Annotated in this window: 24 protein-coding genes; 15 read left to right on the top strand and 9 right to left on the bottom strand. The window is 38.4% G+C overall.

From position 1 onward, the window contains the following. Positions 1 to 2 precede the first annotated feature (2 nt). From accC to aroQ, 3 genes are all read right to left on the bottom strand, one after another. Positions 3 to 1349 carry an acetyl-CoA carboxylase biotin carboxylase subunit gene (gene accC, locus H4J50_RS06685; RefSeq protein WP_182255258.1) on the bottom strand — a complete coding sequence of 449 codons (1347 nt, stop codon included), beginning with the start codon at positions 1347 to 1349 and terminating at the stop codon, positions 3 to 5. A gap of 23 nt (positions 1350 to 1372) precedes the next feature. Beyond that, entirely contained in the window at positions 1373 to 1813 is a 441-nt protein-coding gene (gene accB, locus H4J50_RS06680; protein WP_108454922.1) for an acetyl-CoA carboxylase biotin carboxyl carrier protein, read from the bottom strand. Positions 1814 to 1888: 75 nt separating this feature from the next. Further along, entirely contained in the window at positions 1889 to 2350 is a 462-nt protein-coding gene (gene aroQ, locus H4J50_RS06675; protein ID WP_108454923.1) for a type II 3-dehydroquinate dehydratase, read from the bottom strand. Positions 2351 to 2640: 290 nt separating this feature from the next. On the opposite strand from aroQ, the gene H4J50_RS06670 reads away from it, so the two are divergent. Genes H4J50_RS06670 through H4J50_RS06660 form a run of 3 tightly spaced genes read left to right on the top strand, consistent with a single transcriptional unit; the run spans position 2641 to position 6738 of the window. Further along, positions 2641 to 3093, top strand: coding sequence for a hypothetical protein (locus tag H4J50_RS06670; protein ID WP_182255256.1), 453 nt, complete (start codon positions 2641 to 2643; stop codon positions 3091 to 3093). Continuing rightward, positions 3065 to 4294, top strand: a complete 1230-nt coding sequence (locus tag H4J50_RS06665) for a hypothetical protein (RefSeq protein ID WP_182255254.1) — start codon at positions 3065 to 3067, stop codon at positions 4292 to 4294. The genes H4J50_RS06670 and H4J50_RS06665 overlap by 29 nt, the downstream gene beginning before the upstream one ends. Beyond that, positions 4294 to 6738 (top strand): EAL domain-containing protein, encoded by a 2445-nt coding sequence (locus H4J50_RS06660; RefSeq protein WP_162533705.1) that lies wholly within the window; start codon positions 4294 to 4296, stop codon positions 6736 to 6738. The genes H4J50_RS06665 and H4J50_RS06660 overlap by 1 nt, the downstream gene beginning before the upstream one ends. A 105-nt stretch (positions 6739 to 6843) precedes the next feature. Here H4J50_RS06660 and H4J50_RS06655 read toward each other — a convergent pair whose 3' ends face one another. Beyond that, the gene (locus H4J50_RS06655) at positions 6844 to 8700 is read right to left on the bottom strand and encodes a protein-disulfide reductase DsbD (protein ID WP_182255252.1); all 1857 of its coding nucleotides are present in this window, start codon (positions 8698 to 8700) and stop codon (positions 6844 to 6846) included. A gap of 251 nt (positions 8701 to 8951) precedes the next feature. Here H4J50_RS06655 and H4J50_RS06650 point away from each other — a divergent pair, with 251 nt between their 5' ends. The 3 genes from H4J50_RS06650 to groL all read left to right on the top strand — a co-directional run bounded on the left by H4J50_RS06650 (position 8952) and on the right by groL (position 11592). Further along, positions 8952 to 9461 (top strand): FxsA family protein, encoded by a 510-nt coding sequence (locus H4J50_RS06650; protein ID WP_182255250.1) that lies wholly within the window; start codon positions 8952 to 8954, stop codon positions 9459 to 9461. 119 nt (positions 9462 to 9580) lie between these two features. After that, entirely contained in the window at positions 9581 to 9871 is a 291-nt protein-coding gene (locus H4J50_RS06645) for a co-chaperone GroES (RefSeq protein WP_182255248.1), read from the top strand. A 71-nt stretch (positions 9872 to 9942) separates the two neighbouring features. Beyond that, positions 9943 to 11592 carry a chaperonin GroEL gene (gene groL / locus H4J50_RS06640; protein ID WP_108454929.1) on the top strand — a complete coding sequence of 550 codons (1650 nt, stop codon included), beginning with the start codon at positions 9943 to 9945 and terminating at the stop codon, positions 11590 to 11592. A 127-nt stretch (positions 11593 to 11719) separates the two neighbouring features. Here the strand turns inward: groL and H4J50_RS06635 are convergent, their stop codons facing one another. Further along, a complete protein-coding gene (locus tag H4J50_RS06635; RefSeq protein WP_182255246.1) occupies positions 11720 to 12145 on the bottom strand; it encodes a DUF6326 family protein in 426 nt (141 codons plus the stop codon). 283 nt (positions 12146 to 12428) lie between these two features. Between H4J50_RS06635 and H4J50_RS06630 the strand changes: the two genes are divergently transcribed. Next, a complete protein-coding gene (locus H4J50_RS06630) occupies positions 12429 to 13634 on the top strand; it encodes an AraC family transcriptional regulator (RefSeq protein WP_182255244.1) in 1206 nt (401 codons plus the stop codon). A 104-nt stretch (positions 13635 to 13738) separates the two neighbouring features. Here the strand turns inward: H4J50_RS06630 and H4J50_RS06625 are convergent, their stop codons facing one another. Next, positions 13739 to 14674, bottom strand: coding sequence for a LysR family transcriptional regulator (locus H4J50_RS06625; protein WP_182255242.1), 936 nt, complete (start codon positions 14672 to 14674; stop codon positions 13739 to 13741). 213 nt (positions 14675 to 14887) lie between these two features. On the opposite strand from H4J50_RS06625, the gene H4J50_RS06620 reads away from it, so the two are divergent. Together H4J50_RS06620 and H4J50_RS06615 are read left to right on the top strand one after the other, a co-directional pair. Next, positions 14888 to 15913, top strand: coding sequence for a zinc-binding alcohol dehydrogenase family protein (locus H4J50_RS06620; RefSeq protein WP_108457715.1), 1026 nt, complete (start codon positions 14888 to 14890; stop codon positions 15911 to 15913). 343 nt (positions 15914 to 16256) lie between these two features. Then, on the top strand, positions 16257 to 16925 hold the full coding sequence (locus tag H4J50_RS06615) for a nitroreductase family protein (RefSeq protein WP_182255240.1): 669 nt from the start codon (positions 16257 to 16259) through the stop codon (positions 16923 to 16925). 178 nt (positions 16926 to 17103) lie between these two features. Here H4J50_RS06615 and H4J50_RS06610 read toward each other — a convergent pair whose 3' ends face one another. Continuing rightward, a complete protein-coding gene (locus tag H4J50_RS06610) occupies positions 17104 to 18498 on the bottom strand; it encodes a heavy metal sensor histidine kinase (protein WP_182255238.1) in 1395 nt (464 codons plus the stop codon). Further along, the gene (locus H4J50_RS06605; protein ID WP_182255236.1) at positions 18488 to 19174 is read right to left on the bottom strand and encodes a heavy metal response regulator transcription factor; all 687 of its coding nucleotides are present in this window, start codon (positions 19172 to 19174) and stop codon (positions 18488 to 18490) included. The genes H4J50_RS06610 and H4J50_RS06605 overlap by 11 nt, the downstream gene beginning before the upstream one ends. Positions 19175 to 19339: 165 nt before the next feature. On the opposite strand from H4J50_RS06605, the gene H4J50_RS06600 reads away from it, so the two are divergent. From H4J50_RS06600 to H4J50_RS06575, 6 genes are all read left to right on the top strand, one after another. Next, positions 19340 to 21172 carry a copper resistance system multicopper oxidase gene (locus H4J50_RS06600; RefSeq protein WP_182255234.1) on the top strand — a complete coding sequence of 611 codons (1833 nt, stop codon included), beginning with the start codon at positions 19340 to 19342 and terminating at the stop codon, positions 21170 to 21172. Next, positions 21169 to 22032 carry a copper resistance protein B gene (locus tag H4J50_RS06595; protein WP_182255232.1) on the top strand — a complete coding sequence of 288 codons (864 nt, stop codon included), beginning with the start codon at positions 21169 to 21171 and terminating at the stop codon, positions 22030 to 22032. The genes H4J50_RS06600 and H4J50_RS06595 overlap by 4 nt, the downstream gene beginning before the upstream one ends. Before the next feature lie 143 nt (positions 22033 to 22175). Next, complete coding sequence (locus H4J50_RS06590) at positions 22176 to 22514, top strand: hypothetical protein (protein WP_182255230.1); 339 nt, start codon at positions 22176 to 22178, stop codon at positions 22512 to 22514. A gap of 84 nt (positions 22515 to 22598) precedes the next feature. Then, positions 22599 to 23132: a cytochrome c gene (locus H4J50_RS06585; RefSeq protein WP_182255228.1), complete on the top strand. Its 534-nt coding sequence runs from the start codon at positions 22599 to 22601 to the stop codon at positions 23130 to 23132. A gap of 45 nt (positions 23133 to 23177) precedes the next feature. After that, entirely contained in the window at positions 23178 to 23663 is a 486-nt protein-coding gene (locus tag H4J50_RS06580; RefSeq protein WP_259366185.1) for a nuclear transport factor 2 family protein, read from the top strand. A 72-nt stretch (positions 23664 to 23735) separates the two neighbouring features. Continuing rightward, on the top strand, positions 23736 to 24242 hold the full coding sequence (locus H4J50_RS06575; protein ID WP_182255226.1) for a nuclear transport factor 2 family protein: 507 nt from the start codon (positions 23736 to 23738) through the stop codon (positions 24240 to 24242). Positions 24243 to 24601: 359 nt separating this feature from the next. Here H4J50_RS06575 and H4J50_RS06570 read toward each other — a convergent pair whose 3' ends face one another. Next, positions 24602 to 25999: a sigma-54 dependent transcriptional regulator gene (locus tag H4J50_RS06570; RefSeq protein WP_220466119.1), complete on the bottom strand. Its 1398-nt coding sequence runs from the start codon at positions 25997 to 25999 to the stop codon at positions 24602 to 24604. Between the last annotated feature and the right edge of the window lie 114 nt (positions 26000 to 26113).

The raw sequence follows: 26113 nt of genomic DNA, 5'->3' as shown, positions 1-26113 counted from the left end.
TTTTATTCTAATTCTGAAAGTTTCTTTTCAAGGTAATGAATATTTGCACCACCATTAATAAAACCTTGGTCGCTTAAGATGTCTTGGTGTAAAGCAATGTTAGTTCTAATGCCATCAATTACCAATTCACTTAATGCATTACGCATACGTGCTATTGCTACATCACGGTTATCACCCCATGTGATCAATTTACCGATCATAGAGTCATAATGAGGAGGTACAGAGTAGTCAGCATAAATATGAGAATCCCAGCGTACACCTAAACCACCTGGCGAATGAAAACGCGTAATTTTACCCGGCGACGGAATAAAAGAACGAGGATCTTCAGCATTGATTCGACATTCAATTGAATGGCCCGAAATCTTAATATCGTCTTGTGTATAAGAAAGCGGTTGGCCAGCGGCAACACGAAGCTGTTCTTTAATTAAGTCAACACCAGTTACCATTTCAGTGACAGGGTGTTCTACTTGAATACGTGTATTCATTTCTATGAAATAGAATTCACCATTCTCGTATAAAAACTCAAAAGTACCTGCACCACGGTAGTTGATCTTGATACAAGCATTACAACAGCGCTCACCAATTTTCGCTCGCATTTCAGGTGTAATACCTGGTGCTGGCGCTTCTTCAACTACTTTTTGATGGCGACGTTGCATCGAACAATCACGCTCACCTAAATGAATCGCACCACCTTGGCCATCAGCCATGATTTGAATTTCAACGTGACGTGGATTTTCAAGGAATTTTTCCATGTAAACCATATCATTATTGAAAGTCGAACGAGCTTCAGTTTTTGTTAACTGAATCGATTCAATTAAATCATCTTCGTTGCGTACTACACGCATACCACGACCACCACCGCCACCAGAGGCTTTGATGATAACAGGGTAACCAATACGTCTACCGTGTGCCAAGTTGGCTTCATTATCAGAGGTCAAAGGACCGTCTGATCCAGGCACACAAGGAACACCAGCTGCTTTCATGGCTTTTATTGCAGAAACTTTATCACCCATTAAACGAATACTTTCCGCTTTAGGGCCAATAAATGCAAAACCAGACTTTTCTACTTGTTCAGCAAAGTCTGCGTTTTCTGCAAGGAAACCATAGCCAGGATGAATAGCCACAGCGTCGGTAACTTCAGCGGCGGTAATAATGGCAGGAATGTTTAAATAACTATCCATTGCTGAAGGCTTACCAATACAAATAGTTTCGTCGGCTAATAATACGTGCTTTAGACTTTTATCGGCTGTTGAGTGAACAGCAACCGTTTTAATGCCAAGCTCTTTACAAGCACGCAGTATTCTTAAGGCAATTTCGCCTCGATTGGCGATAACAACTTTATCTAACATGAAAATACCCTTAATGGTTGGGCTTATTCAATGATGAATAGCGGTTGATCAAATTCAATAGCGTCTTCATTTGCCGCTAAAATTTGTTTGATAACACCTGATTTATCGGCTTCGATTTGGTTCATCATTTTCATTGCTTCTAGAATACATAAAGTATCGCCAGAGTTAACATGCTGACCCACTTCAACAAATGCTGGTGCATCAGGAGAGCCAGAAGCATAAAAAGTTCCTACCATTGGAGAACGAACTACATGTCCACTTATTACAGGAGCTGCAGCTTCAGCAGCTGGAGCTGCTGCGATTGGTGCAGGGGCCGCTGGGGCTGAATGCATCATAGGAGCGGCTTGCATAATTGTAGCGCCACGGCTAATACGTACTGACTCTTCGCCTTCAGAAATCTCTAATTCGTTGATTCCAGACTCTTCAACCAATTCTATTAACTTTTTAATTTTACGAATATCCATTTGAATACCTTTTTTTGATCGTTATTAAATTTATGTGTGAAAACCTAACGTGCAAAATCGCACCTTAAGTCATTATTAATTTTTATGTTTGTTCTTTTCTAACCAATCTGTTGCTGCAGCTAAAGCATATTCATAACCTTTAGCTCCTAAACCGCTAATAACACCTACGGCAATATCTGATAAATACGAGTGTTGTCTAAAAGACTCACGTGCATGCACATTTGATAAATGAACTTCTATAAAAGGAATACTTACCGATAATAATGCATCTCTGAGTGCTACACTGGTATGGGTGAATGCTGCAGGATTTATAATGATAAAATCTACCTTTTCAAAACTGCTATGAATTTCGTCAAGCAAAATATGCTCTGCATTTGACTGTTTATGTGTCAAATGTACATTAGCTATTTCGGCATTGTTGGCTAGATTTTCCATAATCTCAGCTAGCGATAATGCACCGTATATAGTCGGCTCACGCTTACCTAACATATTTAAGTTAGGACCATTTAGTACTAAAATGTTAAACTTTGTAGTCATCTTCGGTTAAAATACCTTGATTGTTAAGTAATGATAGCATCATGTCATATTTTACTTTGTGATTGAATTAAATTTGGTCTAAAACCAAAATTAAACTCATTTGACGATTATTATAGTGTTTTCGCAGAATATAGCAGCAAAATACTGGTCTAATGACTTGGTAAGGAAAATAAAGCTATGAATGTTAGGTAAGTTATAATAAATTTACTAATATAAATATTGTAGGAATATTAATTAATTCATTGATTTAACTAATCGCTGCTCAAGGGAGCCCTTGGTTAAATGTTGTCATGTCCTCTCCTGTTAATCACAAGGAAGAAAATATTAAAACCGTATTTATTCACATTGTTGTCGTTATTTTACTTTTTAGTCCGCGAGTAGTTGCAATAAATATTATTTCAAATATAACGGCAGACACCACTTCATTGTCGATTGCACAGTTGCGCCGTATTTACTCAATGAGGCAAGTCCATTGGCAGAATGGGCTTCCTATTGTGGTATATGTTTTGGCGAGTAAACACCCACTTCATCAACAGTTTTGTCGAGAGCAGTTACGCTTATTTCCATACCAACTTGATCGTATATGGCACAAGCTGAGCTTTTCGGGTTTCGGCGTTGCGCCAATTGAAGTTGAAAACCAACAAGCGCTTATTGAGGCTATAAGAACGACTAAAGGTGCTATTGGGTATGTTGAAAATTTATCGGAGGTCAAGGATGTTAACATCATTAAACTTGATGATTAGACCAGCAAAATTATCGAATGCATATCTAGGTGCTCTTTTTAGTTTATGTTTTGTGTTCAATTTAAGTGCTGCTGAAATTAAAAGTGAACCCTTGCAAATTCATGGATTTGTCGCACAGGGCGTTATTGATGCCAGTAATAGTAATTTTATAAACAATGATGAAAGCTTATCGTTTGAATTAACTGAAATTGGTCTTAATGCCTCTTATCAACTGAATGATGACTTTCGCATTGCAGGCCAAGCAGTTTATCTTAATGGTGGCAATCGATATCACCCTGGCTTGCGTTTAGATTATTTGTTGTTGGAGTGGGATGCATTTCATAATGAGGCCTGGCAAGCAAGTTTTTATGTTGGCCGCGTGAAAAATAATCATTGGTTATATTCAAGTACACGCGACATACCTTTTGCTCGACCATCAATCATAAATCCACAAGTGACTTATTTTGATGGCTTTAGAGATATTGCTGTTGGCGGCGATGGTGCAGCGGTTAAAATAACATACAGTAATGACGACTTAGGCGAGTTTGACTTTAACTTTAGCCGTGGAGAAAGCGCAATTTCTGATGAACAAGCTGATGTAAATATTGGTGAGCAAGCTTTAGGGAGTATAGACCATGACCTAGATACTCAAATGAGTCTGTATTGGCGTCCATCGTATTCTCAATGGCAGATTGGACTTTCATCTAACGACTCTTCGTTTAGCTATAAATCAGCAGTAGTTGACAGTTTCTTTGATAGTGACTTTATCTTTAAACTTTATACTGTAAACGCGCTTTATGAAGGCGAATTTTGGCAATTTAGTGCAGAATTAGTGCAAGAAAGATTGGCAATCGATGGTTTTTATTCCCCTGAATTTCAACGCGATGAAATAGGTCAAGGTTATTACGCACAAGCAAGATATCAAATAGAAAGATATTTATCATTTACTCTCAGGTATGAGCGTTTCTATGTCAATAAAAATGATAAAAATGGTTCTGAATTAGAACAAAATTCAGGTGGCTTAATTCCTGCTTATTTTGGTTTTCATAATGATGCTATGATTGGCCTTTCATATGATTTTAGCAGTAATTTTCGGATGAATGCCGAGTATCATTGGATGCAAGGTGCGGCTCGACTATCACCTGTAGTGCAGCCAGACCCTATCGCGAACGATAGTAAAAATTGGCAGGTTTGGGCTATTCAATTTATGTATTGGTTTTAATGATGAAAACGAGATTAGTCAGTGTTAGCGTTAAACTTTTTGTACTCGTTGTTAGTGCATTATTACTCTTGAGTTTATCTATTTCTATATTATCAGTCAGTAGGCTAGATCAAGAGTTCTCTCAATATCAAAGCAATAAATTACGTCAAGGTAATGCACAATTTGAAACACAAAGTAAACTTGTTAGAGAACAAGTGCGTAGTTGGTTAGAGTCATTTACTGACCTTATACAACTTAAAGATCAACTTAATTTTGAGCGTGCAGCTGAAGCGCTAGAGCAACAATTTGATGCATTACAAATTAACCATAATGTAGAAGGTATATGGTTAATGTCAGACGATTTAAATCCTATTTATCAATCTTCCCCCTTAACAGAGCAAGTTATAGCAAGTGCAAAAAATGTGAAAGAAATTTATGCGCCTGTTCACTTATTAAGTTGTGTGCAGCAGTGTCAACAACTCGTGTCGATACCCATTTTGAATGCTCAAGGAGAAATGGCTATCGTGACAATGGCAATTTCCTTGGTTGATGTTATCTATGCTATTAATCAGGCACTCGAGAACCAAGTAGCCATTGTTGCTTTTGATAAGTCTCAAGCGGTAACGTTAGCGCAAGCCGATATTATTACCTCATCGGCAACACATTTAATGTATGCATTATTTAGATTAAATGAACCATCAGACTTATTGTCTACGGTAAAAAAATCTGGCTTACAAGTTGATTATCAAAAAAATAGTTACTTAATCAATATGTTACCGCTGGCTTCTTCGCCTATGCAAGACTTTTATATGGCACAAGTCGATAATGTCAGTTCATTTACAGACAAATATCAAACCTACCGTATGCAGTTTATATTGTCTACGTTAGCCATTTTTATTGTTTTAGCTTTGTTAGTGCACTTTGTCGCAGGTCCTTTTACTAAAAGGCTATTAATCCTTTCAGATATACTGCCTCTATTAGCGCGTAAAAAGTTTGACCAATTTCGTGCCGTTCAAATACCACAGTCTAAAATATTTCCTGATGAAATTGATGTGCTGATTAATGCCACAACTGATTTAAGTTATGAATTGGAACAATTGAATATTGAAGTCACACAAAAAACTAAAGAGTTAGAAAATATTGCCATGTATGACCTGTTAACGGGTTTACCTAATCGTAATATGCTCAACTTTCAATTGCGTAAGCAGTTAAAAAACAAGGCAAATAACAATGTTAGTGTCGGAATTTTATTTCTTGATTTAGACGACTTTAAAAAAGTAAATGATAGTCATGGACATGGTGAAGGCGATAAGTTGTTGGTTGAGGCAGCTAATAGAATAAACCTTAGTGTTGCGAACATTGGGATGTCATGTCGGTTTGGTGGTGACGAATTCGTTGTTTTATTGAACGAAAATACGACTAATGAAGCCGCAGAAGAACTTGCTCGAGAGATATTAAAAAGCTTTCAAAAACCGATAAGAGTCAATACAGCTATGTTTTATGTTACTTGCAGTATTGGGATCGCAATGACTGAAGGTACGGATATTCAAGCTAGTGAGCTAGTTAGTCATGCAGACATTGCAATGTACGAAGCTAAAGATCACGGTGGCGATCGTTACTTTGTCTATCATGGTGACATGTTCCAGCGTGTTGCTCATAGAGTGATGATGGAAGGAGAAGTTAAACAAGCGCTAGCGAAAGGGCAGTTTAGTTTAAGTTTACAGCCTCAGCTGGAGTCAAAAACTAACAAAGTGCATGGTTTTGAAGCCTTATTACGTTGGCAGCATCCTGAAAGAGGTATGGTATCTCCAGACGATTTCATTCCTTTATTAGAAAACTCTGAGCATATGATCGAGCTAGGCTATTGGGTTATTCGACGTTGTTTTGAGATATATGATGAAATGCGAACCGCTGGGTTAAGCGATGTTATTATTGCCATTAATTTATCAGCAGCACAGTTTGCTGATATTAACCTGCAGCACTATCTGGAAGGGTTACTCGATGAATTTCAATTAAATGCTGAAAACTTTGAGCTTGAGCTAACCGAACATACCTTGGTTAAAGATATAGATAAAGCTATCGCGACTATGGATGCGCTTCGATTAATTGGTTTTAGCTTTGCTATCGACGATTTTGGCACGGGTTATTCATCATTAGCTTACTTAAAGCGTATGCCTGTAGACGTCATTAAAATAGATAAGAGTTTTGTTGTTGGTATGCTAGAAAACCATGCTGACTTTCAAATTATTATGTCAACGATTGCTATGGTGAAGAGTTTAGGTTTGACTGTTATTGCTGAAGGCGTAGAAACTAAAGCTCAGTTGCGTACATTGACTGAAAACGATTGTGATCTCATTCAAGGTTATTATTTTTCAAAACCTATCCCAGAAGTGGGTCTCATTGATTTTATTAATCGAGAAATTATTGATGGTAACTGGAGAGTTAGAGTTAACAGCGATGGGTAATTACGCGAATAGATTACCCGCAAGGATTTAAAATAAAAGCGCCATATGGCGCTTTTATTTTGTGTGCTTGTTTACAGTAAAATTTTACAAGTCAAATTGACACTATCACTGTACAAAAGTGTTATTAACGTGCGTGGTAAACTCCTTTGCAGCCATAAAACCAGTTACCCTGCGTTGAGGTAGTTCATTACCTGCTAAGTCAAAGAATAGAATTGACGGTAAACCAAATATATCGAAGGTAGACATCAGCTCGACACTATCTTTTGAGCCTGTATCGGTTAGATCAATTTGTATTAATACTGAGTTTGAAAGTGCTTGTTGAACGTCACTTTCAAAAAAAGTGTATTCTTCAAACTCTTTACAAGCCACACACCAGTCTGCATAAAGATCAACCATAACGGTTTTGCCTTGCTCGTTTGCTTTTGCAATGGCGATATTCATTTCAGTTAAGTTTTTTACATGCTTAAAACCATTAACATCGGCTTGCTGTGACATCGTAATATTGGTTGCAGGGTAAACTAGTTGGTACGCTTTGTTTGCACCAATAAAGAAAATTAAAAAGATTAAAATACTGCGCAGACCAAATCCAAAGGTTTTTTGCGTATCTTGATTGACGGTATAAAAGTAACCCGCAGTAGCTAAAGTCAGAATTACCCATAACACGTTGATAACCATCACAGGTAAAAAACGCTCAAGTAAGAATATCGGCACGGCTAAAAGTAATAGGCCAAAGATATTTTTAATTACGTTCATCCAGTTACCTGCTTTAGGCAACAACTTACCACCCGAACTACCTAATATAAGCAAAGGCAAGCCCATGCCTAAACTCAGTGCATAAAGTGCTGACGCGCCAAGCAATATATCGCCCGATTGTGATATATACAACAGAGCACCCGTTAATGGTGCTGTAGTGCAAGGAGAGGCGACTAAGCCTGAAATAGCACCCATCACTAGCACACCGATATAAGAGCCACCTTTTTGATTGCTGCTTAGCTGGTTCAACTTGTTTTGCCAGCTACTTGGCAATGCCAAATTAAATAGACCAAACATAGAAAGTGCTAAAAATATAAACAATAGACTTAGAGCAATAAGTACTATTGGGTGTTGAAACATGGCTTGAAATTGCGCACCAGCAATAGCAACAACAATACCGAGCAGGGTATAGGTAACGGCCATACCTTGCACATAAGCAAAAGATAAAGCGAAAGCTCGTTTAGTTGATAGTTTGTCACCTTGGCCGACAATAATGCCGGTTAAAATAGGATACATTGGGAAAACACAAGGCGTAAATGACAATAGCAAACCACCGATAAAAAATGCCACTAGCGTTAACCAAACACTGTCACTTTTTAGCATGTCGACTAATTGGTGCTGTTCGCTGCTGTCGGTGACCTTATTAGATGAAGTTTGAGTTATTTCTGATTGTGCTGATTCGCCGCTCGGGCTGCCAAGTGCAGATAAAATATTTTCAGCATTGTTTGCAGAAGCAGTGGTTAAATCAACCTTGCTTAAATCAAGTTTTTTCTTTGTTGGCGGATAGCATAAGCCTTTGTCGGCGCAGCCCTGATAGCGAACGGTAATATTTGCATTACTTTTAGCTTCAGTAATATCAATAGTAAATGCTAACTGGCCAGTAAATATTTGCTGAACACCAAAAAACTCATCCTCATGGTGTTCACCTTCAGGCAAATCTACCGGGACAATTGTGGCGTTTTCTGTGGTGAATTTAAATTGGTGACGATACAAGTAATAACCATCAGCAATATTAAAGCTGACTTGTAGTTTGTTTTTTTGTTGATGAAAATCAAAAACAAAAGCTTTATCAACTTTTAGAAACTCGCCATCATTACTAAAAAGCGATGCTGGCGAACTAAAAATTGACTCTTGAGCATTTACAAGGGGTGAATTAGCAAATGATAAGCTTGTTAGTATTAACCAAAAAACAGTAACAATTTTTTTCATAACCTTTATTTTAAAACTCATTGATCCAGTTTAAATAATGATGACCACTTTGCTGGATGTTCAAAGTGGTTACTACACGAATGCTGTATTTAAAAATAAAACTATATTATCAGTTTACGCTATTATTTTTCATTGAGTAAGGTGTCAGCATAATTGAGGCAACCTTAATCAAAATACATAAAAAGCTAGCTTGCTTGAAAAAGACCCGTTAATCCCCATATTAGTTTCATTAAAGATTTTTAGGATCGCCCATGTTTCGCATATTATTTGTATTTTTTATTATTATTCCCATTATTGAAATTACTGTTCTGATGCAGGTTGGGGCATTGTTAGGTGTGTGGCCAACGATTGCCATGGTTATTTTAACTGCATGGTTAGGGGCAAAATATGTTCGTCAACAAGGGATTGCAACCTTAAATTCGGTACAAGAAAAAATGGCTCAAGGGCAAATGCCTTCTGATGAAATTGTTACCGGGTTAGTCTTATTAGTTGCCGGCGTGATGCTAGTTACACCTGGCTTTGTTACTGACTTTCTTGGTTTGAGTTTATTGATCCCCGCGGTGCGTCAAGCGATTGCAGGCAGTGTTAAATCACACATAACAACCAACAGCGCTAGTCAGCAAAGTTTTCAGTTTAATAGCGAAGGAAATGTTTATGAACATGAAGACGCTACCGAACAGCAAGATAGTCCGTTTCAAGCGCATATTCAGCCACCTCACAAAGCTAAGACTTTAGACGGCGAATTTGAACGTAAAGATTAAAAAAATAGCAAGGTGGGCTTGTGAAGTTTTAATTAATCCCCATCTTACTTTTACTAATTAATAGCAACTAAATTAAACCCTTTAATTTATTATTAAATTGAACACCTCAGGAGAGAGCAATGAGTATTCGTCCATTACATGATCGTGTGATCATTAAGCGTAAAGAAGTAGAATCAAAATCTGCAGGCGGTATCGTACTAACAGGTAGTGCGGCTGAAAAATCAACACGAGGTGAAGTTATAGCAGTTGGCAAAGGTCGTATGCTAGAAAACGGTGAAGTTCGTGCGTTAGATGTTAAAGTTGGCGACCAAATAATCTTCAGTGAAGGTTACGGCATGAAAACTGAAAAAATTGACGGTGAAGAAGTACTAATTTTGTCAGAGTCTGACATTTTAGCCATCGTTGAATAATTAATAATTTTCCACTCATTTTATTGTATGGATTAAATTCGGTACAAAACAGAATATAAGGAACCATGAAAATGGCAGCAAAAGACGTATTATTTGGTAACGACGCCCGCGCAAAAATGCTTAAAGGTGTCAACATACTTGCAGACGCAGTTAAAGTTACATTAGGTCCTAAAGGTCGTAACGTAGTTTTAGACAAATCATTTGGCGGCCCAACGATCACTAAAGATGGTGTATCAGTTGCTAAAGAAATCGAATTAGAAGATAAATTCGAAAACATGGGCGCACAAATGGTTAAAGAAGTTGCTTCTAAAGCCAATGATGAAGCAGGTGACGGTACAACTACTGCAACAGTACTAGCACAAGCGATTGTAAACGAAGGTTTAAAATCAATTGCTGCTGGCATGAACCCAATGGATCTTAAACGTGGTATCGACAAAGCAGTTATTGCTGCAGTTGAAGCACTTAAAGGTTTATCACAAGAATGTAGCGACACCAAAGCTATTGAGCAAGTAGGCACTATTTCTGCTAACTCTGATGAAACTGTGGGTAAAATCATTGCAACAGCAATGGACAAAGTAGGCACTGAAGGTGTTATTACTGTTGAAGAAGGTCAAGCTCTTACAGATGAGCTAGACGTTGTTGAAGGTATGCAGTTTGACCGTGGTTACCTTTCTCCGTACTTCATCAACAACCAAGAAAGCGGTAGTGTTGAATTAGAAAATCCTTTCATCTTATTAGTTGATAAAAAAGTATCTAATATCCGTGAATTATTAACAACACTTGAAGGTGTTGCTAAAGCGGGTAAGCCACTACTCATTATTGCTGAAGACGTTGAAGGCGAAGCGCTTGCTACATTAGTGGTTAACAACATGCGTGGTATCGTGAAAGTTGCTGCTGTTAAAGCACCAGGTTTTGGCGACCGTCGTAAAGCTATGTTACAAGACATCGCAACATTAACGAAAGCGACTGTTATTTCTGAAGAAATCGGCATGGAGCTTGAAAAAGCAACTTTAGAAGACCTAGGTCAAGCTAAACGTGTTGTTATTTCTAAAGACAATACAACGATCATTGATGGTATTGGCGAAGAAGCTGAAATTCAAGCACGTGTTGCACAAATTCGCGCTCAAATTGAAGATTCTTCTTCAGATTACGACAAAGAAAAATTACAAGAACGTTTAGCTAAATTAGCTGGCGGTGTTGCGGTTATCAAAATTGGCGCTGCAACAGAAATGGAAATGAAAGAGAAAAAAGCCCGTGTTGAAGATGCACTACATGCAACTCGTGCTGCGGTTGAAGAAGGCGTTGTTGCCGGTGGTGGTGTTGCACTAGTTCGTGCAGCAGACGCGATTAAAGATTTAGAAGGTATCAACGAAGACCAAACACACGGTATTAACGTAGCTATCCGTGCAATGTCTGCTCCTTTACGTCAAATCGCAACTAACTCAGGTGACGAAGCCTCAGTAGTATTAAACCAAGTACGCACAGGCGGCACAGGTAACTACGGTTACAATGCTAGTAATAGCACTTACGGCGATATGTTAGAAATGGGTATTCTTGACCCAACTAAAGTAACGCGTAGTGCATTACAGTTTGCGGCCTCAATTGCTGGCTTAATGCTAACAACAGAAGCCATGATCACTGACGCACCAACTAAAGATGCTGGTGGCATGCCGGATATGGGCGGCATGGGCGGTATGGGTGGAATGGGCGGTATGATGTAAAAATAGAACTTTAATTCTATTTTTGTGTGATTCAAATCATTAAACGAAAGCCCGAATAGCGATATTCGGGCTTTTTTTTAACGAATTAAAATATACTTTCTAGTTAGTGATTTAATTTGTCGATTGTTCAAGCTTCAAGTGTTGGCCAGTTCCATGCGTACCAAACAATCGCCACTGAAATTAAAACCTCTATTGCTGTTAGAAATAGGTAAAACACCCAAGTTTCTGTCAAATTAGTTGCAATAAGCATAATTATATAAAGCGTGCTCAGTATTATATTCAACCAACGATTGATTTTAGGCTTAACCACTAAGGTAAAAAATATCATCACACTGGGTATTGCCATCAATAAAGCCACGGCAAAAAACTGAAATTGCGTTTCAGTTGTCGCCTTAACTTCCATCGCTTTTGCTAATATTCCAGGTACATAAATCTGTATATAGTCTCCATAGACATAACAAAACATAACCGCTATCCAAAGCGCCGAAATTTTTAGTTTGACGTTAATTTGAAAGTCTTCAAAAACTGCTTTTCTACTATTTATAGAACTCATTTGTAACTCCATTTATTAATATATTATAGCGCTGCCGAACAGGCCAAAGGTGATAGTTAAAAATATTAGTGAAGGACAATACCAATATTTTTATTAACACTTGCTCAGTGACAAGATAACTAAGGGGCGTTATTGCAACTTGTCCGTGATTGATTAAATAATAGATTTTATAAGTGCTTATGTCGTCCGAGACTAGAAGCGCGGACACTTTTTTAGGTGTATTTGTAGATAATGAGGTAGAATTAAACGCTTAAATATTCAAGTGTGTAAAAAGGTATTAAATTTGACAGACCCTGTCGTAATGATTATCAGCATGGTTATGCTAGGACAGATATTATTAAGCGTTCCTATTCTTCTGAGCCGAGCAATGAAGTCTGTAATTTTTTTACCTTTAGCGATATTCTTACTTGCCAATAGCACTATAGCACTCGTGCCAATTGTTAATGCCCAATTTCCTGACTTGAGTCAATTGTACAGCGCGATAGTTTTCCCTACTCTTTTTTTATTGTGTCCCTGCTTATGGTTTTATATTGAAGGGATCACCGCTGAAAAACCTTGGAAGCTAAACAAAAAGCAAACCCTCCATTTTGTTTTGTTCTGGCCTGCTCTTATTGTTGGTGTAATGATCATGTTTTTACCAAAAGACATGTATACAGATATATTTATTAACGATATTGATGTGGTTGCTCCTTTAGCTATCGTCACCGCTATAGGCTTATTGGTTTTGATGATGCTCTGGCTTGGTCAATGTGTATATATCGCTTTTCGTATTATTTACCGTTTGGTTGATTATCGAAAACAGTTGAAAAATGTGTTCTCTAATCATGACGATAAATCACTTAACTGGATGAACTGGCTATTATTCATTGCTATTAGTACTTGGTTGTTTTCTTTGGTTACGGTGTTTTCTTCAAACCTATTTGATAATTTCTTATTTAATATAAGAACTGAGAGTTTGCTGTCACTGCTGTTGGTATGGAGCTTGGCTCACTTTGGCTTGCAGCAAAAACCAGTTTTTATTGACTATGATGAAAGTCAGAGCGTCGATATTGCTGCTCAAAATACAGAAGCTCCAAAGAATGAGGACATTACTGTCAGAAGTCCTCCAATGAAGTATCAACGTTCAGCGCTAGATAATGAGCAATCCAATCGTATTGCAGATAAAATTAATAACATTATGAGCAAAGAGACGTTATATTTAGATTCAAATCTGTCACTGCAAAAACTCGCTAACCATTTAGCTATCTCTCCTAATTATATATCACAAACACTGAATGAAACGCTATGCACAAACTTTTTTGATTTCATCAATAAGTGGCGCATTGAAGCAGCGAAGCCGAAAATATTAGCTAATAAAGACTCAGTACTTACCATCGCACTTGAGGTTGGATTTAACGCGAGATCTTCTTTTTATAAAGCCTTTAAACAAGAAACAGGACAAACCCCAAGTGAGTTTCGTAAGCAAATAGCTCACATTGAAACTCACTAATTAGGCGCACTCGTTAGCCTATAGAGCTTAACGAGTACTTCTGATAAGAGTAACTGAATATTCCGGCAATGGAAAAGCTGTTTTATTGATAAGTCTCTCTTTAATTAACTCAGAACGCTTTTATCAATTATTCCTCGAGCAATAAGTGCCTTTAAAATAGCAGTGCTTTTTTCTCTAAATGCGTCGCGAAGTAAACGTACAGCAGGAGTAATCGACTGCCTGCTTGGGCATACAAGCCAAAGTTCTGTTTGTGTCGGCGTAAAATTTGGCATAACACTGACAACATTACCCGCGAGTAAATCGTTTGACATATCTAAGCACGATTTTACAGCAAGGCCTTTACCAGACAAGCACCAACGCCTGACTAGGTCACCATCGTTAGTTGCGTGTCCACCATTCATTTTGACTTTAAATTCGCTGTCTTCACCACTAAATTCCCATACATCTTTTATGATGTCATGGAGCTGATAAAACAAACCTTTGTGAGCCGCCAAATCGTGTGGGTGACTTGGTGTGCCATGCTGATCTAAATACCCCTGAGTTGCGCATAAAACGCGTGGTACATTACAAATTTTAAACCCATACATACTGGCATCATTAGGTTTACCGTAGCGCAGTGCTATATCTACCGAGTCGCGGTAGAAATCGATTTTACTATCACTAACATTAGCGCGTAAGCTTAATTTGGTGTGAGTTTGCATAAATTCATCAAGCCATGGAATAACAACATTACGTCCTAAGTCTGACGACATTGCAATGCGTAGCTCACCGTCAATAATATCATCGTCGCTTTTCATTGTTTGCTTTGCTTGATCGAGCATAGCAAGTGCTTGCTGGCATTGAGGAATGTAGCGCTCCCCCGCAGCTGACAAACGCAAATGGCGGGTGGTACGAATAAAAAGTTCAAGTCCAAGCGATTTTTCTACCCTTTTAACTGCTGCACTGGCAGTGGCCGTTCGCATATCCAGATTTGAAGCAGCGGCGGTAATACTCTTAAACTCAGCTACTTTTAATATTACCTGTAGGTCTTCTAATAACATTTTTATAAATCCACTTTGGTTAAATCTAATTGAAGCTAATAGCTAAAAATATACTCACTATTAGTATTAAAGCATAAATCAACACCTAGATTATCAATTATTTTTTGATAATGTTTCAATGATTAGGTGGCTTATCTAAATGAGTGTAAAACGTAAACTAACTCCATCAGCTAGAAAGCTATCACTTACACAATTTATTTAGGATACATAATGATGAAAGCCATCGGTTATAAAAAATCTCTTCCTGTTTCAAACCCTGAGTCGCTAATTGATGTGGAGCTACCACAACCAATTGCTACCGGTCGTGATTTACTGATAAAAGTTAAAGCCATTGCCGTTAACCCGGCAGATTACAAAGTACGTTTATTTATGCCACCAGCCGATGGCGAGGTAAAAGTAATTGGCTGGGATGCTGTTGGTGAAGTTGTTGCAACAGGTGATGCTGTAACAAGCTTTAAACCTGGTGATGCCGTTTATTATGCCGGTGATATTACTCGTTCAGGCAGTAACGCAGAATTTCAATTAGTGGATGAGCGCATTGTCGGTTTTAAGCCGCAAAGCTTAAACAATGCCGAAGCTGCAGCATTACCACTGACAGCAATAACAGCATACGAATTATTATTTGAGCATTTAAACATTGTAAAACAAGCGCCTGATTCAAAAACAAAATCAGACGAAGTTATTTTGGTTACGGGTGCAGCTGGCGGCGTTGGTTCTATCTTTATTCAATTAGCTAAAGCAATTACTGGCGCAACTGTGATTGCAACAGCATCACGCGAAAGCTCGCAAGCATGGGTTAAAAAACTAGGCGCTGATCATGTGGTTGATCACACCAAACCATTACCAGCACAAATTGAAGCGCTAAACATTGGCTCAGTAACACATGTGGCTAGCCTGCACAGTACTGATACTTACTTTGAAGCATATACCGAAGTACTAACACCATTTGGTAAAATTGCGATGATTGACGATCCTGAGTCATTAGATGTTAGCAAATTAAAAATGAAAAGCTTATCGCTTCATTGGGAATTTATGTTTGCTCGTTCAATGTTTAACGCTAAAGATTTAATAGAACAAAGTAAGTTATTAAATCATGTTGCTGATTTAATTGACCAAGGCTACGTTCAAACGACTATAGGTAAAAATTTAGGTACGATTAATGCGGCTAATTTGCGCATTGCTCACGAAGAGCTCGAAGCGGGTACATCTATCGGTAAAATTGTACTTGAAGGCTTTTAATCACTACTTTGAAAGCCTCAATTTTTACATGATAATAAGATACGTGAACTTGCAGACCCTAAAGGTTTACTCGGTAGCGTTGATAGAGCGGTTTTATTGTTACGTGAAGATAAACAGGCACTTTTTAGTCAAGCGTAACTAGAGAGACTTGATAAGCTACATTTCTCGAACGATATAATTGCCGCGCTTGATTATAAAGTGAGCAAAGAGCGACAGGTAATAGATGAAGCCACTCGCCAATGGCTCAACAAATAAGTAATTAATTGTTATACAGGCTTTGTTTTTAATAAAACGGCTCAACATAGTAAACATCGGCAAAACAAGCCACCTAACGGAGAAACCCATGACTCAACAAAACACGACTCACCCAATTATTAGTGATTTAGAAAAACGTTATACTACTAAGCGCTATACCACCAAGCGTATTCCTCAAGATGATCTAAACGTAGTTTTTCAAGCTATGCGCCTTTCTCCTTCATCAATTAACTCACAACCTTGGAAGTTTATTGTTATTGAATCTGATGAAGCTAAAGAACGTATGCATAATACCTTTGCTAATAAATTTCAGTTTAATCAACCACATATTAAAACAGCGTCGCACGTTATTTTATTTGCTTACAACCCTAAATACACTCGCGAAGATTACGCAAAAGTCATTGATGCCGATATTAAAAATGGTCGCACTCAAGCAGAGAACCGTGAGCAAGCGTTTGGCGCTTTTGCTTTTGTTGATATGAATACAGATGAGCAAGGCAACAATGCAACATGGACTAAAGCGCAAACCTACATTGCTTTAGGTAACACAATGCATGCAGCAGCACGTTTAGGTATTGATTCGACCCCAATGGAAGGCGTAGATGCTGAGCTAATTGGTGAAGTTTTTGAAAAAGAATTAGACGGTTACATCTGCGACGTCGCATTAGTGCTTGGTTACCACGATGACTCTGAAGATTATAACGCTAAGTTACCTAAGTCGCGTTTAGCGAAAGAGCAAATAATCCAAGTTTTATAAGCTTGTTAAAAGGCTTTAAGCGCTAACCAGCGTAAGCATTGGCGCTAGTTAGTTAAATAAACTAAGCCACTTATATTTTAAGTGGCTTTTTGTTACCTAGTTTTTTAAAGAAAAAAGATCATTTACGAAATTACTGGCCTAAAACGCAGTACAAAGGGAGTCATAACCCGCTACTTTGCTACTTTGCTAGTTTGAGAAAAATGTTAAAACATGTTGTTTCATCATTTGAAGTGACGTCGATTTTACCCGCATTAGTTTCTACTAATGCTTTAACAATAGCTAAGCCTAATCCCGCTCCATCACTGTGTCGCGTTCTTGACTTATCAGGTCGATAAAAACGGTCAAATAAATAAGGTATATGCTCAGCAGGTATCTTTTCTCCAGGATTTATTACTGATATACAAGCTTGTCCATTGGTTGTTTTAGTCATGCTCACCGTGACCGCTAAGCCTTTGGCGGTATAACGCATGGCATTTGATAACAAGTTAGATATTAATTGGCGAAAATGTAATTTGTCGCAATAGAAAGTTAAATTTTCACCTCGTTTTATAAAAGTGATATTTTCTTCTTCAGCTAGGGCATCAAAATACTCAAACAATGCCGCTATTTCGGTATCGCTATTTAATATCTGCTGCTCAGGTTTGATCAGGCCATTTTGTGTTTTTGCCAGCCAAAGCATATCGCTGACCATCTTGGTTAATCTATCTAGCTCTTCTAAGTTAGAAAATAATAATTCCTGATACTCTTCTAGTTTTCTTGGTCTTGATAGTCCAACCTGACTTTGTGTAATAATGTTTGTTAAAGGTGTTCTGAGTTCGTGAGCGATATCGGTGGAGAAATTTGATAAACGTAAAAATTCATTTTGTAATCTATCAAGCATTAAATTAAAAGAGCGCACCATATTAATTAATTCAGTGGGTACTTTGTCTTCATCTAATCTAATTTCAAAGTTATCGCTTTGGATATCTTGCATTTTTCTACTCAGACCCCGTAAAGGGTTTAATCCCTGATAAACAGCAAACCAAGCAGCTAGTAAAACCATTAGCCCTGAACAGAGCATAATAATCCATAAACTTTGTTTAAAGTGACTGAGAAATTGCATATGAAAACTCATATCAATAGCCGCGGTGATTTTGTAGTTGGCTTGCTGATTACTATAATTAGTGACTAACACCCTATAAACAAACTTGCCAATACTGTGTTTGGTAATATTTTCGCTATTAAAACCAAGGGTTGTTGGCAAGGGGATGTTCAACTGGCTAAAGTCTCTGGGGGAGTTGCTATATATTAATTCACCTGCCTGGCTGTTCACTTGAAAATAAACACCGTGATGACCAGCCACGGCTTTTGATAAAGCGTTAGCTAGTGGCACTTTGGCATTGTGCTGTTGTGATAATGTTGTTTCAATTGAATGATTAATCACCTTAAGTTCGCCAATATCTTGCTGAATAAAGTGGTGATCAATAGAGCTATAGATAAGTGTACCGATAACAGAAAGGCTAAATACAGCGGTAATGGCAACAAACAATACAACTCTAAAGGTAATTGACCGAGTCCTGAAATTAGCTTTCATTAAATTCAGCCTCTAATTTATAACCCATACCCCGAACAGTATGAATAAGTTTCACTCCAAACTCATCATCAATTTTTCCTCTTAATCGGCGAATAGCAACATCGATGACGTTTGTGTCACTATCAAAATTCATGTCCCAAACTTGAGACGCTATTAATGAACGAGGTAAAACTTCGCCTTCTCGGCGGAGCAACAATTCAAGAAGGTTGAACTCTTTGTTACTTAATAAAATACGCTTACCTGCGCGCTGAACCTTGCGTTTTGGGATATCTATTTCTAAATCAGCCACTGTTAATATATCGGCAACTTTTTGAGTGCCGCCACGGCGAATCAATGTGCGTACTCTGGCTAATACTTCAGCAAAGGCAAACGGTTTTATCAGGTAATCATCAGCACCTAGTTCAAGACCTTTTACTCTATCATCGACACTATCTCGCGCAGATAAAAATAATACAGGGGTCTCATTATTAGCTTCACGTAGGGATTGTAGAATCCGCCAACCGGAGACATCGGGTAACATTACGTCTAAGATAATAACATCAAATAATTCAGTCATAGCGAAGTGGTGACCATCAAGGCCATTACGAGCTAACGATACCTGAAAGCCTGACTCACTTAAGCCTTGCTTTAAGTAGTCACCAGTTTTAACTTCGTCTTCAACAACTAATAAACGCATATAATTCCTTCAATAAAGTCCTTCATCACGGTTTCGATAACACTATGCAATATCAACTACAACAATAACATGACGCGAAGATTACAACTTTGTAATCTTCGCGTCATGTCAATGTCAGGCAAAATACTTATACTCTAGGTATATTCTAATATCAAAGGATAAGTAATGAGAGTTAAAGAGTCACTACATCCAACACATATGCCAAGAAGACGGTTTGTTCAAGGTTTAATTGCTGGCGGCGTGCTGGCGGCATGCCCTAGTATAATTTATGCTGCTTCATCACTAACCACAGGCAATAGAGGTAATGTAACAGAATTGAGCGGTAAAGTTATTGATTTGGTGATAGGTGAATCACTGGTTAATTTTACTGGTGTTGTGCGTACAGCGACAACAATTAATGGCTCTATACCTGCTCCAACCTTACGCCTTAAAGAAGGCGATGATGTCACTATTAGAGTAACTAATAATTTAAAGGTTCCTAGCTCAATTCACTGGCATGGCATTATTTTACCGTATCAAATGGATGGCGTCCCTGGCATAAGCTTCAAAGGTATAATGCCGGGTGAAACCTTTGTCTATAAATTTAAACTTCAACAAAGTGGCACCTATTGGTATCACTCACACAGTGGTTTCCAAGAAATGACCGGCATGTACGGTGCTTTAATTATCGAGCCTCGTGAGCAAGATATTATTAGTGCCGATAACGAATATGTCATTCAATTATCTGATTGGACTGACGAAAATCCAATGGATGTATTTCGTAAATTAAAAGTGCAGGGTGATACCTACAATTTTAATCAACCGACTGTGCCCGAGTTTTTTGATGATGTCGCTAGTTCCAGTGTTGCTAATGCATTACAACGTCGAGAAATGTGGAATAAAATGCGAATGAATCCTACCGATCTCGCTGACTTATCCGCATCAACGATGACCTTTCTTATGAATGGCAGTACACCAATGGCAAATTGGCGCGGCCTATTTAAAAACGGTGAAAAGCTAAGACTAAGATTTATTAACGGCTCAAGTAATAGTTTTTTTGATGTGCGCATACCGGAACTTAAACTAACCGTCGTGCAGGCTGATGGACAAAATATTGAACCAGTCACTGTTGATGAATTTCGCTTTGGCCCAGGTGAAACTTACGATGTGATTGTTGAACCAAAAAATGATGCTTATACCATTTTTGCCCAAAGTATGGACCGTTCAGGTTATGCCAAAGGCACGTTGTCAGTAGACCCTAGCCTTGATGCGCCTGTGCCAGCACTCGATCCTGTTGAATGGTTAACAATGACGGATATGATGGGGAACATGGCTAGTGGCGGTGAACATGGTTCAATGCCAGGTATGGCAGGCATGTCAGGAAATGCTATGGATAAGGGCGCTATGAAGCAAGGTGGTATGACGATGGATCATAGCGCAATGTCTATGGATCATAGTATGCATAACATGGGTGGAAACCCATTGGCTGTCCCGAGTAATAAAGTACGCCACGCCAAAACAGAGTATGGCGCCTCGGTAGATATGCGAGTTGATATGCCGCGGACAAACTTAGACGATCCTGGTATTGGCTTACGCAATAATGGCCGTCGTGTTTTAACACTTGCAGACTTACGTTCACTTGACGGCATTGCCGATCACCAAGAGCCAGAAGCTGAAATAGAGTTGCATTTAACGGGTAATATGGAACGTTATAGCTGGTCTTTCGATGGCTTAGAGTTTGGTAAAAGTACGCCTGTGCATATGAAACATAATCAGCGATTACGCGTTATTTTACAAAACGATACCATGATGACACATCCTATGCATTTACATGGTATGTGGAGCGACTTGGAAAATGACCAAGGTGAGGTAATGGTTCGCCGACATACTATACCGGTGCAACCTGCGCAAAGAATTAGCTTTTTAACCACACCACATGATGTAGGTCGCTGGGCTTGGCATTGTCATCTATTGTTCCACATGGATGCCGGAATGTTTAGAGAGGTAGTTGTATCATGAGAAAAACAATCTTAGTTAACGCCTTAAATACGGTATTTCTCGTTGGCTTGTCGCTAGCGAGTCAACACACGCTTGCACAAAGTAATATGGCTGAAATGTCAGGTAATGAAATGCAAGCTCAAGGTGGTGATGCCCCACAAAATGCTAGGGATCCGCATGCTTACTCAGCAGGAACCACTTTAACCCAGGGGCCTTATGCTCTAGAAGGTGGTGAAAGGTTAACATTGGCTGATGAACATCGCTTTTATGCTTTATTAGGCGATCGATTTGAATATAACGAACAAACTGATGCTGCCGTGTTTGATTTACAAGCGTGGTACGGTACTACTTTTAATCGCTTAGTGATCAAATCTGAAGGTGACATCAGTGACGGTAAGCTTGAGGAAAATCAAACTGATATATTATGGGGACATGCTATTTCTGCGTATTGGGATGCCCAAGTAGGTATTCGATCTGATTACGCTAAAGATGGTAAAAATCGCCAATGGTTAGCCGTAGGTCTGCAAGGTTTAGCGCCGTATTGGTTTGAGCTTGATATGACTGCATATTTGGGCGAAAAGGGACATAGCGCATTCACACTTGAAGCAGAATATGAACTACTATTAACCCAAAAATTGATTGTGCAACCGCGCGCTGAAATCACCCTCTATGGCAAAGACGATGAGGAAAATGAACTTGGTAGTGGCTTATCTAGTAGTTCTATTGGTTTGCGACTTCGTTATGAGTTCACTCGCCAGTTTGCGCCTTACGTAGGAGTAGAATGGAAGAATTCTTACGGTCAAACGGCCGATTATGCCAGATTAAGAGGAGAACGCAGTAACCAAACTGAGTTTGTTACTGGTGTTAAATTTTGGTTTTAGCTAAGACACTTTATTTTATGATAAAGGTGAATTAAATGACGCTAGCCATCAAATAACGATGATTAATAAATCGATTTTTTGAAAATATTGCTTTGAGATCGAGACATAAACCCAATTAAACTTTATAAATTTAGGAGTAAACCATGAAAACGTTAACAAAATTAGCTTTAGTATTAATACCAACAATGGCCTTATCACTTTCAGCAACAGCACATGATCCTTCACTGCATGTAAAAAAAGCAGAAAAGGCGGATTGTAGCAAAATGGATCACAGTAAAATGGACATGAAAAATCCTGTAGCCATTGCCATGATGAAAAAATGTATGAAACAGTCAAAAGCTGAGGATCATAAAATGGAAGAAATGGACCACAGCAAAATGAAAAAAATGGACCACAGCAAAATGAAAGAAATGGACCACAGCAAAATGAAACAAACAGAGTCAAATGCTGCGAAGAAAGATGATCAAGAACACAATCATTAAGTCAACTTACTTAGTAGCTTAGCGTCTATGTCAGTATCCTGACGCTAAGTGACTTTTTAAACCTCAGTTCTTGAAGGGAATGGTATGAAAATCATTAAATTATTATTGGTACTTTTTGTTTTAGCTATCGGCTCAGCCGCTACTGTGATGTATTCAGGTATTGTTAATGTCGCCGCTGATGAGCCGCACAGTGATCTTGTCTATTGGCTGTTAGAAGAAACCAGAGAAAACTCTATTCGCAATGCGGCAAAAAATATCAAAGTACCTGATTTAAGTGACCCGGAGTTATTACTAACCGGCGGTACTGATTATGAATTTATGTGTGCCAGTTGCCACCTAAAACCCGGTCAGAGTGAGAGTGATATGAGCCTAGGCTTATATCCTGCGCCGCCTAACTTGGCCATATCGAGTAAAACACATGTCGGTCATGAACATGGTGACGATGATGACGCTGCTCGGAGAAATTTTTGGATAATTAAGCATGGTATTAAAGCGTCTGGTATGCCTGCGTGGGGTAAAACCCATGACGATCAGCGCATATGGGCAATGGTAGCTTTTATCAATCAGCTATACACTTTAACACCAGAACAATATCAAATACTGACAGCGATTGATTAGATTTAACTAACAAATAAATAATAATAAATAATAACAGGAAGAATAATGATAAAAGTTAAGTTACCTACGATGCTTGTGTGTGTAATAAGTGTGCTTTTTACTAGTGTTAGTATTGCGCATGAGGCCAAGCCTAATTCATTAGAGCAATCGCCAATGTTTATTGGTATTAAGTCTGCGCCTGGTCAGGTAGTTACACAATTTCATAAGGCATTGAAAGCACAAGATAAAATAGCCGCGAGAAAATTATTAGCAGATGACGTACTAATTTTTGAAGGTGGAGGAGTTGAGCGCTCAGCCGATGAATATGCCCATCATCATATGTTATCCGATATGAAATACCTAGCCGCCACAAACAGTGAGCTACTTGAGCATAATGTTAAAGTTACGGGTAATAGTGCGGTTTCAATGTCACGTAGTAAAACCAGCGGCACATACAAAAACAAAACGCTTAATTACGAAGGCATGGAAACCATAGTGCTAGAAAAGCAACTTGGTGAGTGGAAGATAGTACATATTCACTGGTCAAATTAGCAACATGTAATGCCACTTTAGGGTTTTGTTGTTCTGCAAAATATTACAACCTACAAAATAAGAGTCGTAGATATGAAGATTAAAAACATTTTAACAGCGATGATAGTTATCTTGAGCTTCTCAGTGAATGCTCACGGTGATAAAAATCATAACGATAAAAGCAAACAAGCCATTGTTGATATTATCTCAGGTATTAAATTTGGTTGGGAAAACGGTGATGGAACGCCTTTTAGAGAAAATTACTTAGACTTTAAAGGCGCTAGATATATAGAGTCTGGCGGTCAAAATCCAGGTTTAGACAGCTTAGTTAATCACCATGTTGAACCTGAAAAAGATGCCATGGAATACCTCGAATTAAATTTTTCCAATATAGAGGTTACTTTTGAAGGTAAAGATAAAGATTTTGCTTGGGCTATTGCTGATAGCGCAGTCAAAGGAAAAGTAAAAAAATCTGGTAAGGTATTTGATAAAACAGGCTATCAAACTTTCTTATTTCGTAAAGTAGAAGGGGATTGGAAGGTTGTTCATACCCATTCTTCAACACGTGATAAACGTCCTAAAGCAGCTCACAAACATTAACGGTTAATGGGTTGTATCTCAGTATTAATAATGCAGCTATAGCTTATGTTTTAGCTGCATTTTTATAAGCCAATTTAATATTTTATTTTGTCATATTAATAAAACTTTAACGCCAAAACAGAAACGCTTTAAGAAGCAAAGTCAGGTTTTAAAATTTTGACGAAGCACACTCAGTTTAACCCCTCGCTGAAGTAATTATGATGGCTTAAATACCTGCATATCATTAAAGGAGCAAGCACTAAGGTGACATTACTTAGTGCTTTAAATAAAAGAAACCACATCAACCGGTTTTATTAACCTTTAAATTAGTGAAGTTTCAACATAAATACTTATGATTTAAAATGTGTGTAAAATTGGTCTTAAACGTTACTAGCATCCCAACTTTTCATTTTTCGGTAAATCGTTGATGCACTAACGCCTAAGTGTGCTGCAGCAAGTGGAATGTTACCGCTACAGGCTTCTATGGCATGTTCAATCGTATTTTTCTCTACTAGCCACATAGGTATTATGCCTGCGGAACTACCTTGAATAGGCTGTATTTTTTCTGCCGCCATAATATGTTGTGTGGATCTTTTCGCGACTGTTGTTGATTTAGTTATTTCACCATCTGATTGACCGAACGTTGCTGGCAACATATCTGTTGTGATGCTTTCACCGGTATGAATAACTACCATATTCTCTATGACATTTTGTAATTCACGTATATTGCCCGGCCAGTCATATTGTAAAAACAACTTTTGTACTTCTGCTGAAAACTGTTTGAAGTCTTTATTATTTTGGCTACTTTTATCCGCTAGGATGGCATTGGCTAACAATAGTATGTCGTTACCGCGCTCTCTAAGCGCAGGTAGTTGTACTGGAATTACATTCAAACGATAATATAAGTCTTCGCGAAAACGTCCTTCGCCTACTTCTTCGGCTGGATTTCTGTTGGTTGCACATACTACACGTACATCACTTTGCAATACTTCACTACTGCCGACGCGATTAAATGTACCTGTTTGCAAGAAGCGTAATAGCTTAGCTTGTAGGTTTAAATCCATTTCACATAATTCATCTAAAAATAAGGTGCCACCGTTTGCGACTTCAACTGCACCTTTACGGTCGGCGAGTGCGCCACTAAACGAACCCTTAACATGGCCAAAAAATTCTGATTCAAATAAGTCTTTTGGAATAGCAGCACAGTTAATGGCGATAAGTGGGCCTACTCTGCGACTACTCGATTGATGTAATTGCTGCGCACAAACCTCTTTTCCGGTACCACTTTCGCCCGTCACAAATACACTGGCTTTACTGCGTGATGCGCTATCGAGTAAGCGAAAAACCGTTTGCATCGCCAACGACTCACCAACAAAGTTAATTTTGTCGGCTGGCTCAGGCGATTCTTCAATTTCTTTTGGGTTACTTTCCAGCATCAGCTGCTTTACAGCGTCATTTACTGAGGTCAGCATACGTTCGCGGGTGAAAGGTTTTTCGATAAAATCAAAACCGCCTAAGCGCATGGCATCAACAGCAATTTCGATAGAGCTGTTAGAAGTAATAATAATAACCCTAGCTGGCGATGCTTGTTTATTAACGAATTGTAAAACATCTAAACCACTAATATCAGGTAAGCAGACATCTTGAATAATAACGCTGGGCATTTTTTCTTTAATGGCAACCAAAGCGGAATAACCATCAACAAAATGACGGGTTTGATAACCCACACTTTCTAGTTGTGAGCTATATAAAGCGCCACTCGAAACTGACGTGGTCAACCAAATTCAGTCAACCTAGTTAAGCAACCATTTCTAATTCTCTACCCACTGATTCAAAAACGTTAGGAATTTGATAATCCAGATACGAATGAAGTCGGAGGCTGTTGTACCACA

The organism is Colwellia sp. 6M3 (genome assembly GCF_014077595.1).
Taxonomy (GTDB): Bacteria; Pseudomonadota; Gammaproteobacteria; order Enterobacterales; family Alteromonadaceae; genus Cognaticolwellia.
The sequence above is the reverse complement of the archived record's forward strand: the minus strand, read 5'-3'. Positions and strand labels throughout refer to the sequence as shown.

What these genes read in the sequence shown, in the direction of transcription:
- accC (WP_182255258.1), bottom strand. Translation starts at nt 1,349, where the DNA reads ATGTTAGATAAAGTTGTTATCGCCAATCGAGGCGAAATTGCCTTAAGA.
- accB (WP_108454922.1), bottom strand. Translation starts at nt 1,813, where the DNA reads ATGGATATTCGTAAAATTAAAAAGTTAATAGAATTGGTTGAAGAGTCT.
- aroQ (WP_108454923.1), bottom strand. Translation starts at nt 2,350, where the DNA reads ATGACTACAAAGTTTAACATTTTAGTACTAAATGGTCCTAACTTAAAT.
- H4J50_RS06670 (WP_182255256.1), top strand. Translation starts at nt 2,641, where the DNA reads ATGTCCTCTCCTGTTAATCACAAGGAAGAAAATATTAAAACCGTATTT.
- H4J50_RS06665 (WP_182255254.1), top strand. Translation starts at nt 3,065, where the DNA reads ATGTTAACATCATTAAACTTGATGATTAGACCAGCAAAATTATCGAAT.
- H4J50_RS06660 (WP_162533705.1), top strand. Translation starts at nt 4,294, where the DNA reads ATGATGAAAACGAGATTAGTCAGTGTTAGCGTTAAACTTTTTGTACTC.
- H4J50_RS06655 (WP_182255252.1), bottom strand. Translation starts at nt 8,700, where the DNA reads ATGAAAAAAATTGTTACTGTTTTTTGGTTAATACTAACAAGCTTATCA.
- H4J50_RS06650 (WP_182255250.1), top strand. Translation starts at nt 8,952, where the DNA reads ATGTTTCGCATATTATTTGTATTTTTTATTATTATTCCCATTATTGAA.
- H4J50_RS06645 (WP_182255248.1), top strand. Translation starts at nt 9,581, where the DNA reads ATGAGTATTCGTCCATTACATGATCGTGTGATCATTAAGCGTAAAGAA.
- groL (WP_108454929.1), top strand. Translation starts at nt 9,943, where the DNA reads ATGGCAGCAAAAGACGTATTATTTGGTAACGACGCCCGCGCAAAAATG.
- H4J50_RS06635 (WP_182255246.1), bottom strand. Translation starts at nt 12,145, where the DNA reads ATGAGTTCTATAAATAGTAGAAAAGCAGTTTTTGAAGACTTTCAAATT.
- H4J50_RS06625 (WP_182255242.1), bottom strand. Translation starts at nt 14,674, where the DNA reads ATGTTATTAGAAGACCTACAGGTAATATTAAAAGTAGCTGAGTTTAAG.
- H4J50_RS06620 (WP_108457715.1), top strand. Translation starts at nt 14,888, where the DNA reads ATGAAAGCCATCGGTTATAAAAAATCTCTTCCTGTTTCAAACCCTGAG.
- H4J50_RS06615 (WP_182255240.1), top strand. Translation starts at nt 16,257, where the DNA reads ATGACTCAACAAAACACGACTCACCCAATTATTAGTGATTTAGAAAAA.
- H4J50_RS06610 (WP_182255238.1), bottom strand. Translation starts at nt 18,498, where the DNA reads ATGAAAGCTAATTTCAGGACTCGGTCAATTACCTTTAGAGTTGTATTG.
- H4J50_RS06605 (WP_182255236.1), bottom strand. Translation starts at nt 19,174, where the DNA reads ATGCGTTTATTAGTTGTTGAAGACGAAGTTAAAACTGGTGACTACTTA.
- H4J50_RS06600 (WP_182255234.1), top strand. Translation starts at nt 19,340, where the DNA reads ATGAGAGTTAAAGAGTCACTACATCCAACACATATGCCAAGAAGACGG.
- H4J50_RS06595 (WP_182255232.1), top strand. Translation starts at nt 21,169, where the DNA reads ATGAGAAAAACAATCTTAGTTAACGCCTTAAATACGGTATTTCTCGTT.
- H4J50_RS06590 (WP_182255230.1), top strand. Translation starts at nt 22,176, where the DNA reads ATGAAAACGTTAACAAAATTAGCTTTAGTATTAATACCAACAATGGCC.
- H4J50_RS06585 (WP_182255228.1), top strand. Translation starts at nt 22,599, where the DNA reads ATGAAAATCATTAAATTATTATTGGTACTTTTTGTTTTAGCTATCGGC.
- H4J50_RS06580 (WP_259366185.1), top strand. Translation starts at nt 23,178, where the DNA reads ATGATAAAAGTTAAGTTACCTACGATGCTTGTGTGTGTAATAAGTGTG.
- H4J50_RS06575 (WP_182255226.1), top strand. Translation starts at nt 23,736, where the DNA reads ATGAAGATTAAAAACATTTTAACAGCGATGATAGTTATCTTGAGCTTC.